This window comes from Vibrio sp. 10N.261.54.E10, assembly GCF_002877735.2.
In the GTDB taxonomy this organism is placed as follows: Bacteria; Pseudomonadota; Gammaproteobacteria; order Enterobacterales; family Vibrionaceae; genus Vibrio; species Vibrio crassostreae_C.
This window is the reverse complement of the sequence record NZ_MCXE02000001.1, coordinates 267,123-281,255: the sequence shown is the minus strand read 5'-3', so window position 1 is coordinate 281,255 and position 14,133 is coordinate 267,123. Positions and strand designations below refer to the sequence as shown.

Here is a 14,133-nt window from a genome sequence, read left to right as displayed (position 1 = left end):
CGATATAGAGAGATTACTTATGGTTGAAAGACGTCAATTTTCACGAGTTATTTATCAAGTCCCGACTGAGATCTCACAAGGACAAGTAAAGGTATCAGGCTCAGTGCAAGACTTATCACTCCATGGTTTACTCATTCAATGCAATGAATCAAAACAACTTAGCCATGATGTCCCTGTTCAAGTGAGCTTTAAACTCGAAAACAGTGATATCAATATTCAGTTAGAAGCAACGATAGTCTCTACCATCAATACCTCAATGCGTTTACGCATAGAGCATTTAGATATTGATAGTATCAGCCACCTTAAGCGCCTTGTTGAGCTTAATGTTGGTGACGATGACCTGCTTTATAGAGAGATTGAACACCTTACCAACTTAGGTAAGGAATAATATCTCCATTACCCTTTTTCTATTAGAAGCATTTAGTTAATACAGAACCATGTCTAAAAAAGTGTCCATTACTATTCCCTCTAGTCAGGGGGAACAGACGTTTTACTTCGGTCGAAAAGCCGTACTCTTATGCATGACAACCCTGCTCTCAGTACCGATGTTGATTGGTGGTGCAACCTACATGCACCTTGAGAGTAAAAACAAGCTAGCTGCACAAGCCGGTGATGCACAACAGTTAATTGAAACTCTGATTGTTGAAAAAGAGCAGACCGAGTTCTTATACGCGGAACAAGTTGAAACCAACCACAACCTATCTCAAGCCTTAACTGAGAAAGAAGGTACAATTCAATTACTGGGTAAGCGTGTATTCGATGTGGAATCCGTTCTAGGCCTGGCTGATGAAGAGTTACACACCGATGAGGTTTCACTAGAAGACCGTATTGATGCTGCAGCCGTCGATTCCGCGGTAAGAGCTACCATGTTCCGCTTAATTCCTAATGATAGTCCGATGGCTTATCAACGCATCTCGTCTTCATACGGTCGCCGTACTAACCCAATTACAGGCAAACGCCACAACCATACTGGTATCGACCTTACTTGTAAGCGTGGTGAAGATATCTTAGCACCGGCAGATGGTGTGATTGAAACCGTACGCCCAAGCAAGAAAGGCTTTGGTAACTTTATCACCATGCGCCATTCATTTGGCTTCATGAGCTCTTACGCGCATCTGCAAAAATTCAAAGTTCGCAGCGGTCAGTTTGTCAGTAAAGGTGATGTGATTGCGAGCTGTGGTAACTCAGGTAACTCAACTGGGCCACATCTGCATTATGAAGTACGCTTCCTTGGTCGCTCATTGAACCCTCAATACTTGATGGATTGGACACCAGAAAACTTCAATTACGTGTTTGAGAAAGAGAAAAAGGTGAAATGGGGCCCACTCGTTCAGCTGATTGATAACGTGGTTCGCTTGCAGATCAACCTAACTAACGTGCCTTACATCAGTTCAACTATCGACACAGTATCCAGCGATGATAACCGAGTATCGAACGAGAATAACAAAGAGCCTATCGTGACTAACTAGGTTTGTTCGTTTGGCCCATGATGATCCAAATGCATTTCGCCTACTATAGGCCAGATGCAATATCGGCATTCAACACAAACAAAAAGAGCGACCAAATGGTCGCTCTTTTTTATTTTTCAAACCACACTATTAACCGCGATGAATCGAGTCATGTGCTTGTTTTAACAGGCTTTGGCTCTCTTGTAAAAATTGTTGTGAGTAGTCACCAAACCAATCACTCACTTGGTTGAAGCTCTCAACAAACTTAGCCTTATCTTTACCATCTAGAATTTCTAACGCTTCTCCGAAACAGCTATGGAAGCGTCGAATCATCTCAATATTCTCATCCGAAGAAAGAATGATATCGCCGTACAAGTTCGGGTCTTGAGCAAACAGACGACCAACCATCGCAATCTCAAGTCGGTAGATTGGCGAGCTTAGTTTCAGAAGTTGATCAATGTTCGGGTTCTCTTTACTCAGGTGCAAGCCGTAAGCAAAAGAGGTGAAGTGACGAAGTGCTTGAATCAAGGTCATGCCGTGATCGTGTTCAGCTGCATCCATCTGGCAAAGGCTCGCGCCCCAAATACCAAATTGATTCAGTAGCCATTGGTAACTTTCAGAACCACGACCATCACTGTAAACAATCACCTGCTTAGCAAGGCTAGGAACATCAGGGCCAAACATTGGGTGCAATCCAACTACTGGGCCTTGATGCATGTTCATCATTGCTTGTAGAGGTTTAGATTTAATTGACGTCAAATCACATAGAATACAATCGCTTGGTAGATTACCTAGCTTCGCAATCACACCTTCCGTTAGGTGAATTGGAACCGTAACAACCACAAGCCCAGCATTATCTAAGATTTCGTCGGCCTTATCCCAATCTTGGCTGCCAAGGATTTTTACTTCGTAGCCAGACAGTTTGAACATACGACCAAACAAGCCACCAAGTTGACCATTACCACCAACGATAACCACTGAACGTAACTCTGGGTTAAGACACTTAAAGCCAGAATCTTTCTCGCTGGCATAAGACTCACGCATAGTACGACGCAAAATATCTTCGATTAACTGTGGTGGAACCCCTATTTTCTCAGCTTCTTGACGACGAGATGCCAGCATCGCAGCTTCACGCTCTGGTACATAAATAGGTAAACCATGTTCACTTTTTACTTCGCCTACTTTCTCTACTAGAGCAAGGCGTTGAGCCAGTAAATCCAACATTTGTTTATCGACAGCATCGATTTGGTCGCGTAATTCGTTCAGTTCAACGGCCATTTTATTCCTTACTAATCTATAAGCCCGTGCCAATCTATAAGCCCACAATCATGCAGGTTCGCTAGCAACAGATCTTAAAATGCCTCATTAGATGAGGCACTTAAATTTAAACTCTGACTAACCTTTCAAGCGGTTCTCTAAGAACGGGACTAATTCCGTATGTGCATGTTTTAATAGTGCCTCAGTTGAATCCCAATTGATACACGCGTCGGTAATAGAAACGCCGTATTTCATCTCATTGAGAGGTATATCCGAAGATTGGTTTCCTTCGTTAATATGGCTTTCAATCATCAGGCCGATAATCGACTTGTTGCCTTCACGAATTTGGTGAATCACATCTTCTGCAACTAAAGGTTGGCGACGGAAATCTTTACGAGAGTTCGCGTGGCTACAGTCGACCATTAGCGCTGCCTCTAAACCAGATTTACCCAGCTCTTGCTCACATTCGTGTACCGATACTGAATCGTAGTTCGTCTGCTTACCGCCACGTAAAATCACGTGACCATTTGGGTTACCTTGCGTTGTTAGTAGTGCAACCTGACCTTCGCGGCTGATACCCATGAAACGGTGGCTAGAAGAAGCCGCCTGCATTGCGTTGATTGCAGTGCCTAGGTTGCCATCGGTGCCGTTTTTAAAACCGATTGGCATTGAAAGACCACTTGCCATCTCACGGTGAGTTTGAGATTCAGTCGTACGAGCGCCAATAGCCGCCCAGCTGAAGGTATCTGCTAGGTATTGCGGGCTAATTGGGTCTAATGCTTCAGTCGCTAGTGGGATTTCCATCTCAGCGAGTTCAACAAGTAGTTCACGACCAACATGCAGACCATGCTCAATATCGAAAGTGCCGTCTAGATGTGGGTCATTGATCAAACCTTTCCAACCGACAGTGGTACGAGGTTTCTCAAAGTAAACACGCATAACAATATACAGTTGATCGCTAAGTTGCTCAGATAAGGCTTTTAGGCGTTTCGCGTACTCTTTCGCAGCTTCAATGTCATGGATAGAACATGGGCCACATACAACAAGCATGCGATGATCTTTCTTATGAATGATGTTTGCGATAGTTTGACGAGACTCTTGAATGAAACGACGAGCATTATCACTCAAAGGCAGTTTTGCTTTTAACTCCTCAGGAGTAATCAGTACCTGTTCGTCGATGATATTGACATTGCTTAATTCACTTTTCTGCATAACTCAACCTGTATATTTATTTTTACACCCAACATTTCCGTTTGGGTTAACAATCTTTAAAAACACAATAACAGCTAAAAAAACGATTGCAAGTGTAAACAATAAAAAACATTAAGTGTAAATTTTATTTTACACATTATATTTGACTCACTCTAAGAGATAAATAGGTTTAAACCACGGATCACACATACAAAAAAGGCGATATTTATCATATCGCCTTATCTAAAATTATAATGTGTTTATTTATCACTCACTGCCTAGCATTCGCTTAATCGTCTCTGAGGTCTTTTTCCACCTAGCATCCGAGTGAAGTGTCGACAAATCAAAGCTGTGTTTTTTAAGCAATGAGTTGGCTAAAGGCACCTCTTGAATCGCTAAGTGATCCAGAGCTTCAATTTGTGCATCTCGTTTATTACACATCAACACCATGTCACAACCTGCATTCAAGGCCGCTTTCGCTCTGTCGGCTGGTCCGCCCATAATGGCAGCGCCTTCCATCGTTAAATCGTCAGAGAATACCAAGCCTTTAAACCCAAGCTGCTGCTTCAATACTTTCTGTAGCCAATACTGTGAACCACTCGCAGGTTGATCATCATAGTGAGAGAAAACCACGTGAGCTGGCATCATGGCATCCAATATTCCAGCTTCAATTTGCGCCTTGAAGATTGCCATATCGGTTTCGAAGATGTCGTCTCTAGGGTCATATGGCGTCTCTAAGTGTGAGTCAGCAATCACGCCACCATGTCCAGGGAAGTGCTTGCCTGTCGTCGCCATGCCAACCGACTTCATGCCTTTGATGAAAGCGCTGCTATGACGAACAATGGTATCAATATCTTCACCAAACGCTCGGCTACCAATCGCTTTACACTCGTGGCCTTTGTCTAATACTGGCGCAAAGCTCAGATCGATATCATGGGCAATCAATTCTGCCGCCATCAACCAACCCGCTTGTTCTGCTAACTGTTCGCCATTATTCTTAGTCGCGAATTCTTGAGCAGCTGGGATAATTGAAAAGCCATCGCGGAAGCGCTGAACTCGGCCACCTTCTTGATCGACACCAATCAAAATAGGACGTTTCGCTACCTTGCGAATTTCTTTGTTTAACGCCGATAACTGTTTGCTATCGTGGTAGTTTCGAGCAAATAAGATGAGACCACCAACAGTTGGGTGCTCTAAAATTTCTTTGTCTTCCGCAGTCAGTTCGTAGCCTGCAACATCAACCCACAACGGTCCCATATTTATCCCTTATTAAACCTAATTTCATAAACTTCCCGAGGTTATTCTCTTTAAATTTGCTTTACAATGTTTTTAAACCAATCTGTGGAAGACTTTAAGAATGCAGTGCAAGAGCTTAGGAATGGATCATAAAGAACTGTATATCGGTGTGATGTCAGGGACGAGTATGGACGGTGTTGATACTGCCTTAGTGTCGATTGAAGATACGCGCATCACATTGCTTGCTCATGATGAGTTCCCAATGCCTGATGATCTCAAAGCGCGTCTACTTGAAGTCTGTATTGGTCAGAAAACCGATTTGATTGCCATTGGCGAACTCGACCACCAGCTTGGCCATCTGTTTGCTGATGCGGTTCTGCAACTTCTCGAAAAGTCAGGCACACCAGCACCTTCTGTAACTGCGATAGGTAATCATGGTCAAACAGTGTTCCACCAGCCAACAGGCGATTCGCCATTTACCATGCAGTTGGGTGATGCCAACATCATTGCCGCTAAAACACAGATTCAAACGGTTGCCGATTTTCGACGTAAAGACATGGCATTAGGCGGACAAGGTGCGCCATTAGTCCCCGCCTTCCACCATACGATTTTCCACCCGCAAGACAGCTCGGTTGTGGTGTTGAATATTGGTGGTATCTCGAATATTTCAGTGCTGCGCCCTAATCAGCCAACGCTTGGTTATGATACAGGTCCGGGCAATATGTTGATGGACGCTTGGGTTGATAAACACACGGGTGAGAAGTTTGACCGTGATGCGCAATTTGCGCTTAAAGGTCAACTCAATCAAGCTTTACTCGAACAGTTGTTAAATGAGTCTTATCTATCTCAAATGCCACCGAAAAGTACTGGTAGAGAACTATTCAACCTACCTTGGCTAGAGCAACAATTAACAGAATTTAAAGATCTTGCAGTAGAAGATGTTCAGCGCACGCTTTGTGAATACACCGCATTGACGATAGCCAATGAAGTGGAGACTTATCGCTTGGGTAACCAGCCTGCACTGTATGTGTGTGGCGGTGGTACAAGAAACCCATTGTTGATGAAGAGACTGTCTGAATTGCTTCCAAGTTGGGAGGTTGACTCAACCACCAGTAAAGGCGTGGATGCCGATTACATGGAAGCAATGGCCTTTGCGTGGCTTGCTCAGCGTCATGTTCATAAACTGCCAAGCAATTTACCAGAAGTGACTGGCGCAAGCAGAGCGGCCTCTCTAGGCGTTCTCTATCGAGCTGACTAAACAACTTTAGAACCATAATTTTAGAATCACCATTTAAGGATCATTATGAGTAACGACGCTCTCATATCAGCGCTCTCGCACCTCGTTTCGGAGGGGAGAAACCCTGACACTATGGATATTGATCTGCTCACCTCTCTCGAAGTGGTTGAAAAGATTAACCAACAAGACAAACAAGTCCCACTGGCGATTGAATCGGAACTGCCACAGATCGCGAAAGCGGTCGATAAAATTGCTCATGCCTTTCAAAACGGTGGTCGACTGATTTATATGGGCGCAGGCACCAGTGGTCGATTGGGTGTTTTAGATGCATCAGAATGCCCTCCGACTTTCGGTGTTTCAGACAAAATGGTTATCGGCTTAATCGCTGGCGGACCAGAAGCGATTTTAAAAGCCAAAGAGGGAGCGGAAGATTCGCTGACTCTCGGTATTGAAGACCTGAAAGCCATTCAATTTACAGAAAATGATGTCGTGGTAGGTATTGCAGCGAGCGGGCGCACACCTTACGTGATTGGTGCACTCAATTATGCCAATCAGCTTGGCGCAGTAACGGTTGCATTGTCTTGTAACCCTGATTCTCCAATTGCTGAAATCGCTCAAATCGCAATTAGCCCGGTGGTTGGCCCAGAAGCATTGACTGGTTCAACACGACTCAAATCAGGTACAGCACAAAAGCTGGTGCTTAATATGCTGACCACAGCCAGCATGATTCGCATTGGTAAGAGCTACCAAAATCTGATGGTCGACGTAAAAGCGACCAATGAAAAGTTGGTTGCTCGCGCTGCTCGTATCGTTATCCAAGCAACGGAGTGCGACAAAGCACTGGCAGTGTCGACACTTAAAGCGACTGATTACGATGTGAAGTTATCTATTTTGATGATTCTAACAGGGCTAGATTTAGAGTTAGCCAAGGCTCAGCTTGATAAGCAAAATGGCTTCTTGAGAAAAGCCGTCGAGAATAATCAGTAATCTTAATTTGGCTTGTAGCTTCTCATTTAGACAGCTACTTCAACGACATACAAAAAGACCAGCACACACGCGGTACTGGTCTTTTTTTAGTTTTAATTTTTTATGGCTAGCTTGGGCTTAATAGTCGTTTGAGAACTCGTCCCAGCCGCGTTGCCATTCCATACGGAAACGTTGAGCGTCTTCCGTACCAGAACACACGCCTTCATACACCTGACCAGATAAACCAATCTGATAAGCATGGTTCGGATTACAATATTCAGTCACACCTAGGTGATAACCTTCTGTGTAACTCGCTTGATCGACTGCGCCAAGCTCAGTCATCTCTGAATACGAACGCTGAGTGTGGCCTTTGATACCATCACGATAGCCAATCTCTTGCCAATTGCCTTCAGCTGCTAAATCTTGAACATTGGCGCTGCATCCTGCAAGGCTAAATGCCACGGCGAATAGTACGATTATTTTTTTCATTTCAATCCTTTATATTGTTACTTCACCACTTTCTGACGAAGCGCTGCCTTTGTGGTGATTCTCCGCTGAACGCCTATCGATGTCCACTTATTGTCTAATGTTCGCCACTTTAGGTTCATTCCGACCACTCAGAATCAATAGTCGCCGTTAAGCCAACTCAAACAACCTCTCTATAGAGCTAATAGGCCTCTCGATAGAAATATCGGCCACTCAGCACAGTGAACAAACCACTAAATCAGTTATAACACCGCTAAATTGGCTATTCGACCACTCACTCTCGTAGCGGAAGTTTCTTCTCATCGACTCCTTTAATATACACCCTGACTTAATTAATACATTCAGGGATAACAAATTATGATGTGGTTTCTTACCTGTGTCGCAGCACTCATTGGTGGCTACTTTATTTACGGTACCTTTATCGAGAAGATTTTCGGTATCAATGAAAAACGCCAAACACCTGCTCACACTAAGCAAGATGGCGTGGACTACGTTCCAATGTCGACACCAAAGGTTTACCTAGTTCAGCTGCTTAACATCGCAGGTGTAGGTCCAATCTTCGGCCCTATCATGGGTGCCCTTTATGGTCCAGCAGCAATGCTTTGGATCGTTCTAGGTTGTATCTTCGCAGGTGCAGTACACGACTACTTCTCAGGTATGTTATCTATCCGTAATGGCGGAGCTTCGGTTCCAACCATCACTGGACGTTACCTAGGCAATGGCGCAAAACACTTTATGAACATCTTTGCCATTGTTCTACTGCTTCTTGTTGGTGTGGTATTCGTATCTGCTCCAGCAGGTATGATCACTAACCTAGTGAACGACCAAACTGATTTCGCGATGTCTGCAACTACGATGGTTGTTATCATCTTTGCTTACTACATCATCGCAACGATTGTCCCTGTCGATAAAATCATTGGTCGCTTCTACCCATTGTTCGGTGCACTGCTTATCTTTATGTCTGTTGGCCTAATCACTGCGATTGGTCTATCTGACGAGCACCAAATCATGGGTGGCTTCGAGATGAAAGACATGTTCACCAACATGAACCCTAACGATCTACCACTTTGGCCTGCTCTCTTCATCACTATCGCATGTGGTGCTATCTCTGGCTTCCACGCCACTCAGTCTCCTCTGATGGCGCGTTGTATGGAAAACGAGAAGAACGGTCGCTTCGTATTCTACGGCGCAATGATTGGTGAAGGCATCATCGCTCTAATCTGGTGTGCACTTGCTCTGTCTTTCTTCGGTTCGGTTGAGTCTCTGTCTGACGCAATTGCAAACGGCGGCCCAGGTAACGTAGTATACAGCGCTTCATTTGGTCTACTGGGTGTATTTGGCGGTATCCTTGCTTTCCTTGGCGTGGTTATCCTACCAATCACTTCTGGTGACACAGCGTTCCGTTCAAGCCGTCTTATCCTTGCTGAATACTTCAACATGGAACAGAAAACACTGCGTAACCGTCTACTAATGGCGTTACCACTGTTCGTTATCGGTGGCATCCTGACTCAAGTTGATTTCGGTATCATCTGGCGCTACTTCGGTTTTGCTAACCAATCAACAGCCGTAATGATGCTGTGGACAGCTTCAGCTTACCTACTTCGCCACAACAAACTGCACTGGGTAACAACAGTTCCAGCTATCTTCATGACGTCTGTGTGTATCACATTCATCCTGAACAACAGCCAACTGGGCTTCGGTCTACCAATGCAAATCTCAACCATCATTGGTGTGGTGAGTGCGCTAGGTATTGCGGCTTACGTTATTAAAATTTCAAAAGGCAAAGGCGATATCGACCTAGCTGATGAAGAAGAGAAAGAAGCAAAAGGCGTTACCAAAACAGCCTAGTTCTTTAAGGCTCTTGGGAACAAGAGACCAATCTTCAGAGAAAGAGACAAAAGAACAGCCAAACACAACTTCGCTTGCTCCCGTAATCACTCAGTGATTCGTGGAATCTAAGACTAAAGCCCGTCCACTGTGATGGGCTTTAGTGTTTTCAGGCGTTAGTGCTTTCGACTCTGGGAAGCGAATATAACCTACGAAAACACAAGCAAAGCTACCGTTACCAAGCAATGAGCTTTACACTTAACCAGCGTCTCAATAGGTGAAAATATGGAACTCATTCTCTCTCTGCTGCAACAAACCTGCGTCTACTTAGTGATTGCTTACATGCTGAGTAAAACCCCACTGATTCTCCCTTTGTTGAGCATCTCATCTCGCTTAAGCCATAAGATCAGCTGCTACGTTCTGTTTTCCCTGTTCTGCATTATGGGTACCTATTTCGGACTGCAGATCAATGATGCCATCGCCAACACGCGTGCGATGGGTGCGGTAATGGGAGGTCTGTTTGGCGGCCCTGTCGTTGGCTTTGCCGTCGGCTTTACTGGTGGAATTCACCGTTACTCATTAGGCGGCTTCACAGACTTGGCTTGTGCGATTTCAACCACAGCAGAAGGCTTGATTGGCGGCCTGTTACACGTTTATCTCGTGAGAAAGAACAAAGCCAGCCAACTGTTTAATCCGTTAGTGGTTTTCTCGGTAACCCTGTTTGCAGAGATCATTCAGATGCTGATTCTGCTGGCGGTCGCAAAACCCTTCGAACAATCCTATGCTCTGGTCTCCGATATTGCGGCGCCAATGATCATCGCTAACTCGGTCGGTGCAGCACTGTTCATGAGCATCATCCAAGACAGAAAAACCATCTTCGAAAAGTACTCGGCTACCTTCTCACGCCGCGCACTGACCATTGCCGAACGTTCGGTGGGTATTTTGCATGGTGGGTTCAATTCCGATAACGCACAAAAAATCGTACGTATCGTTTATGAAGAGACCAACGTAGGGGCGGTAGCGATTACCGACCGAGAGAAAATCCTCGCGTTCGTTGGTATTGGTGATGAACACCATATTCCGAACACCCCGATTTCATCGCAAAGCACGCTCACTTCGATGGAACAGAACGACATCATCTACCTTGATGGCAAAGAGAACCCATACCAATGCTCCTTGTCGCAGGATTGTAAATTGGGTTCTGCGTTGATTATTCCATTGCGCGCGGGTAACGAAGTGGTCGGCACCATCAAGCTCTATGAGCCAAAGCTGAAACTATTCTCAACTATCAATATGTCGATGGGTGAAGGTATCGCTCAACTATTATCGAGCCAGATCCTATTTAGCAACTACCAGCAGCAGCAAACGCTACTGACACAAGCAGAAATCAAACTGCTGCACGCTCAAGTGAACCCGCACTTCTTGTTCAATGCGCTTAATACTATCAGCGCAGTAACACGTCGTGACCCAGATAAAGCTCGAGAGTTGATTCAACACCTGTCTCACTTCTTTAGAAGCAACCTAAAGCAGAACATCAACACCGTGAAGCTCAAAGACGAACTGGCACACGTCAACGCTTACCTGACCATAGAGAAAGCACGCTTTACCGATCGACTAGAAGTGGAATGGGATATCGACCCGCAGTTATATGAATCTCAATTGCCGAGCTTTACCCTGCAACCGCTGGTAGAAAACGCCATCAAACATGGGATATCTAATATGTTGGAAGGCGGTAAAGTAAAGATCTCTAGCGAGGCTTTCGAGGGTGGGTTCAAGTTAACCGTTGAAGACAATGCAGGTAATTATCAGAAGCCATCTCAAGATCATGTAGGATTAGGGATGGAAATTGTTGATAAACGACTCACTAATTTCTTTGGACAAGATTCAGCACTAAAAATAGAATCTCAACCACAGCAATTTACTCGAATGAGCTTTATCATACCTATACTCAAATAATGGTATTTTCGGAGACGGATCGCTCCGAGTTGAAACATTTAGAAGCAGACATTTAAAAGATAAGCGTGAACCAAGCAGGGATAGAACCAAGATGAAGATTGTAGGATGTTAAAGGCACTAGTTATCGATGATGAGCTTTTTGCTCGCGAAGAGCTGATTGAGCTGCTGACCGAAACCGGAGAAGTGGAAATCATAGGCCAAGCGAGTAACGCGATCGAAGGACTGAAACAGATCAACCTACTCAAGCCTGATGTCGTGTATTTGGATATCCAAATGCCGCAGGTTACTGGGATTGAGCTGTTAAGCATGCTTGACCCAGATACCATGCCCTACGTGGTATTCGTCACCGCCTACGACCAATATGCGATTCAAGCCTTTGAAGATAACGCTTTTGATTACCTACTTAAGCCAGTCGAGCCTTGTCGATTAAACAAGAGCGTTTGTCGCCTGAATAAGGTCATCAAACAAAATCAGAAAGCACCAGAACAGAACATCTCAGCGATTGCTCCCTGTCACTTAGAGCAAATCCCATGTATTGGTCATAACCGCATTGTGATCATGGCAAGCCAAACGGTAGAGTGCGCCTATTCCGATATCAGTGGTGTGCATGTTCGTAGCTCATCGCAAACCGCAACCTCGCAACTAACGCTTAAGATCTTGGAAAAAAAGACCGATTTGATCCGCTGTCATCGACAGTATTTGATCAACATAAAATCGATCCAAGAGATCAAACTGCTAGAAAATGGATTAGCAGAGATCATTACCCTGACTGGCTTTGAAGTCCCGGTGAGTCGTCGTTATTTAAAGACTTTAAAAGAGCAACTCGGTCTCCAGTAACGCGTTAGAATTAGACGCCTTGTTCCAAAGCACGATCAAAAAAGCCAACGTATCAACGTTGGCTTCCTGCTGTTTACAAATCAATAGTGTTTGCAAATCGATAGTGTTACGCATCGATCTTGTCACCAATCAATAGAGATTAGTCGACTTGCTTAATCTGTAGCTCTTTTGGTACTTCAAAGAACATGTTCTCTTCACGACCTTGAATCTCTTCAACGTCAGTCGCACCTAGCTCACGAATACGATCTAGAATTTGGTTTACCAGCTCTTCAGGAGCAGAAGCACCGGCTGTTACACCGATTTTCTTTTTCCCTTCAACCCACTCGGTTTGAATGTCTTCAGGACAGTCAGTTAGGTAGCCTGGTGTGCCTAGTTTCTCAGCTAGCTCTTTTAGACGAGTTGAATTCGATGAGTTCTTAGAACCAACCACTATCACCACATCAACGTCATTCGCCATCTCACGCACAGCGTCTTGACGGTTTTGAGTCGCGTAACAGATGTCGTCTTTACGAGGGCCTTGAATCTCAGGGAATACACGACGTAGCTCTTCGATTACATCAGCGGTTTCATCAACAGATAGCGTCGTTTGGCTCACGTAGTGCAGGTTAGTTGGATCGTTCACCATTAGGTTTTGCACGTCTTCTGGCTTCTCAACCAAGTACATACCACCCGTTTGGCTCGCGTATTGACCCATAGTGCCTTCCACTTCAGGGTGACCTGCGTGGCCAATCAGTACCACTTCCATATGTTTGCGGCTCGCACGAGCAACCTCCATATGAACTTTAGTCACCAAAGGACACGTCGCATCAAATACCGTTAACTCACGCTCTTTCGCTTCTTTACGAACCGCTTGAGAAACACCGTGAGCCGAAAAGATCACGATGTTGTCGTCTGGCACCTCACTCAGTTCTTCGACAAAAATAGCACCACGCTGCTTGAGCCCCTCAACAACAAAGCGGTTGTGTACCACTTCATGGCGAACATAGATCGGTGGCTGATACATTTCGAGTGCACGCTCTACGATGCTGATCGCACGATCGACACCGGCACAAAAGCCACGAGGGTTAGCTAACATTATTTTCATTTCATTGCTCATCATTTACCGCGGTACTAAGGTTGCTTCTATAGAGTTCGCCGTCAGCGAGGTTCGCATTCTACAGTGAAGCGTCTAGACAGTGAAGCTCTGGGTGAGATCACAGCTGTAAGGCTATCTTATTCTAGCGTGAAGACAGCTATTCTAACGTTAAGAGAGTTATTCTACCGTTAAGATATTGACGTCAAAGCTAACGTCTTGACCAGCGAGTGGGTGATTAAAATCAACCGTCACTGAATCACCTGCGATCTCAGTAATAATACCTGGAATTTCCATACCGTCAGGACCTGAAAATGCCATGATAGTGCCCACTTCAACTTCAGAGTCGCCAACAAACTTAGCACGATCCATATAGTGAATATGATCTGGGTTTGGCATACCAAACGCGTCTTCCGCCTTCAGTTCGATAGACTTTTCAGTGCCGGCTTCAAGTCCAAGTAAGCACGCTTCAAAGTTCTCACTTAGGCTGCCATCACCCATGACGAACTTCGCTGGTTTGCCCATGTTCTCCGTACTATCGGCAACTGAACCATCCTTCATTTTAATCGTAAAATGTAGAGTTACTGCTGAATCATTTTTAATTGCTGCCACGTTACTTT

General features: G+C 44.9%; 13 protein-coding genes. 7 read left to right on the top strand and 6 right to left on the bottom strand.

The features are described 5' to 3' along the window. The first annotated feature begins 19 nt into the window (after window positions 1-19). Together BCU07_RS01150 and BCU07_RS01145 are read left to right on the top strand one after the other, a co-directional pair. Window positions 20-388, top strand: a complete 369-nt coding sequence (locus tag BCU07_RS01150) for a PilZ domain-containing protein (protein WP_102428686.1) — start codon at window positions 20-22, stop codon at window positions 386-388. A 49-nt stretch (window positions 389-437) separates the two neighbouring features. Next, window positions 438-1,469, top strand: a complete 1,032-nt coding sequence (locus tag BCU07_RS01145) for a M23 family metallopeptidase (protein ID WP_065584727.1) — start codon at window positions 438-440, stop codon at window positions 1,467-1,469. Between the two features lie 129 nt (window positions 1,470-1,598). On the opposite strand, the gene tyrA is transcribed toward BCU07_RS01145, so the two are convergent. From tyrA to nagZ, 3 genes are all read right to left on the bottom strand, one after another. Next, complete coding sequence (gene tyrA / locus BCU07_RS01140; RefSeq protein ID WP_017056144.1) at window positions 1,599-2,726, bottom strand: bifunctional chorismate mutase/prephenate dehydrogenase; 1,128 nt, start codon at window positions 2,724-2,726, stop codon at window positions 1,599-1,601. Window positions 2,727-2,843: 117 nt separating this feature from the next. Beyond that, the gene (locus BCU07_RS01135; RefSeq protein WP_017059354.1) at window positions 2,844-3,917 is read right to left on the bottom strand and encodes a 3-deoxy-7-phosphoheptulonate synthase; all 1,074 of its coding nucleotides are present in this window, start codon (window positions 3,915-3,917) and stop codon (window positions 2,844-2,846) included. A gap of 246 nt (window positions 3,918-4,163) precedes the next feature. Beyond that, window positions 4,164-5,153 carry a beta-N-acetylhexosaminidase gene (gene nagZ, locus BCU07_RS01130; RefSeq protein ID WP_102321446.1) on the bottom strand — a complete coding sequence of 330 codons (990 nt, stop codon included), beginning with the start codon at window positions 5,151-5,153 and terminating at the stop codon, window positions 4,164-4,166. 121 nt (window positions 5,154-5,274) lie between these two features. On the opposite strand from nagZ, the gene BCU07_RS01125 reads away from it, so the two are divergent. Continuing rightward, window positions 5,275-6,390, top strand: a complete 1,116-nt coding sequence (locus BCU07_RS01125; RefSeq protein WP_102332793.1) for an anhydro-N-acetylmuramic acid kinase — start codon at window positions 5,275-5,277, stop codon at window positions 6,388-6,390. 45 nt (window positions 6,391-6,435) lie between these two features. After that, window positions 6,436-7,356: an N-acetylmuramic acid 6-phosphate etherase gene (murQ, locus tag BCU07_RS01120; protein WP_102428685.1), complete on the top strand. Its 921-nt coding sequence runs from the start codon at window positions 6,436-6,438 to the stop codon at window positions 7,354-7,356. Between the two features lie 117 nt (window positions 7,357-7,473). Here murQ and BCU07_RS01115 read toward each other — a convergent pair whose 3' ends face one another. Then, window positions 7,474-7,824: a DUF2799 domain-containing protein gene (locus BCU07_RS01115; protein WP_017059350.1), complete on the bottom strand. Its 351-nt coding sequence runs from the start codon at window positions 7,822-7,824 to the stop codon at window positions 7,474-7,476. A 354-nt stretch (window positions 7,825-8,178) separates the two neighbouring features. On the opposite strand from BCU07_RS01115, the gene BCU07_RS01110 reads away from it, so the two are divergent. The 3 genes from BCU07_RS01110 (at window position 8,179) to btsR (ending at window position 12,441) form a co-directional block, all read left to right on the top strand. Next, window positions 8,179-9,669 (top strand): carbon starvation protein A, encoded by a 1,491-nt coding sequence (locus BCU07_RS01110; protein WP_102428684.1) that lies wholly within the window; start codon window positions 8,179-8,181, stop codon window positions 9,667-9,669. A gap of 264 nt (window positions 9,670-9,933) precedes the next feature. Then, window positions 9,934-11,604, top strand: coding sequence for a sensor histidine kinase (locus BCU07_RS01105; RefSeq protein WP_017080271.1), 1,671 nt, complete (start codon window positions 9,934-9,936; stop codon window positions 11,602-11,604). 105 nt (window positions 11,605-11,709) lie between these two features. Further along, a complete protein-coding gene (gene btsR, locus BCU07_RS01100; RefSeq protein WP_017067611.1) occupies window positions 11,710-12,441 on the top strand; it encodes a two-component system response regulator BtsR in 732 nt (243 codons plus the stop codon). A gap of 139 nt (window positions 12,442-12,580) precedes the next feature. On the opposite strand, the gene ispH is transcribed toward btsR, so the two are convergent. Together ispH and fkpB are read right to left on the bottom strand one after the other, a co-directional pair. Then, the gene (gene ispH, locus BCU07_RS01095) at window positions 12,581-13,537 is read right to left on the bottom strand and encodes a 4-hydroxy-3-methylbut-2-enyl diphosphate reductase (RefSeq protein WP_029235913.1); all 957 of its coding nucleotides are present in this window, start codon (window positions 13,535-13,537) and stop codon (window positions 12,581-12,583) included. Window positions 13,538-13,693: 156 nt separating this feature from the next. After that, entirely contained in the window at window positions 13,694-14,125 is a 432-nt protein-coding gene (gene fkpB / locus BCU07_RS01090) for an FKBP-type peptidyl-prolyl cis-trans isomerase (RefSeq protein ID WP_017059345.1), read from the bottom strand. Window positions 14,126-14,133 lie beyond the last annotated feature (8 nt).

Bases quoted from the DNA above. Each gene is read 5' to 3' on its own strand.
- BCU07_RS01110 (WP_102428684.1), top strand. From the start codon at position 8,179: ATGATGTGGTTTCTTACCTGTGTCGCAGCACTCATTGGTGGCTACTTT.
- nagZ (WP_102321446.1), bottom strand. From the start codon at position 5,153: ATGGGACCGTTGTGGGTTGATGTTGCAGGCTACGAACTGACTGCGGAA.
- BCU07_RS01105 (WP_017080271.1), top strand. From the start codon at position 9,934: ATGGAACTCATTCTCTCTCTGCTGCAACAAACCTGCGTCTACTTAGTG.
- BCU07_RS01145 (WP_065584727.1), top strand. From the start codon at position 438: ATGTCTAAAAAAGTGTCCATTACTATTCCCTCTAGTCAGGGGGAACAG.
- murQ (WP_102428685.1), top strand. From the start codon at position 6,436: ATGAGTAACGACGCTCTCATATCAGCGCTCTCGCACCTCGTTTCGGAG.
- BCU07_RS01115 (WP_017059350.1), bottom strand. From the start codon at position 7,824: ATGAAAAAAATAATCGTACTATTCGCCGTGGCATTTAGCCTTGCAGGA.
- BCU07_RS01125 (WP_102332793.1), top strand. From the start codon at position 5,275: ATGGATCATAAAGAACTGTATATCGGTGTGATGTCAGGGACGAGTATG.
- BCU07_RS01135 (WP_017059354.1), bottom strand. From the start codon at position 3,917: ATGCAGAAAAGTGAATTAAGCAATGTCAATATCATCGACGAACAGGTA.
- tyrA (WP_017056144.1), bottom strand. From the start codon at position 2,726: ATGGCCGTTGAACTGAACGAATTACGCGACCAAATCGATGCTGTCGAT.
- BCU07_RS01150 (WP_102428686.1), top strand. From the start codon at position 20: ATGGTTGAAAGACGTCAATTTTCACGAGTTATTTATCAAGTCCCGACT.
- btsR (WP_017067611.1), top strand. From the start codon at position 11,710: ATGTTAAAGGCACTAGTTATCGATGATGAGCTTTTTGCTCGCGAAGAG.
- ispH (WP_029235913.1), bottom strand. From the start codon at position 13,537: ATGAGCAATGAAATGAAAATAATGTTAGCTAACCCTCGTGGCTTTTGT.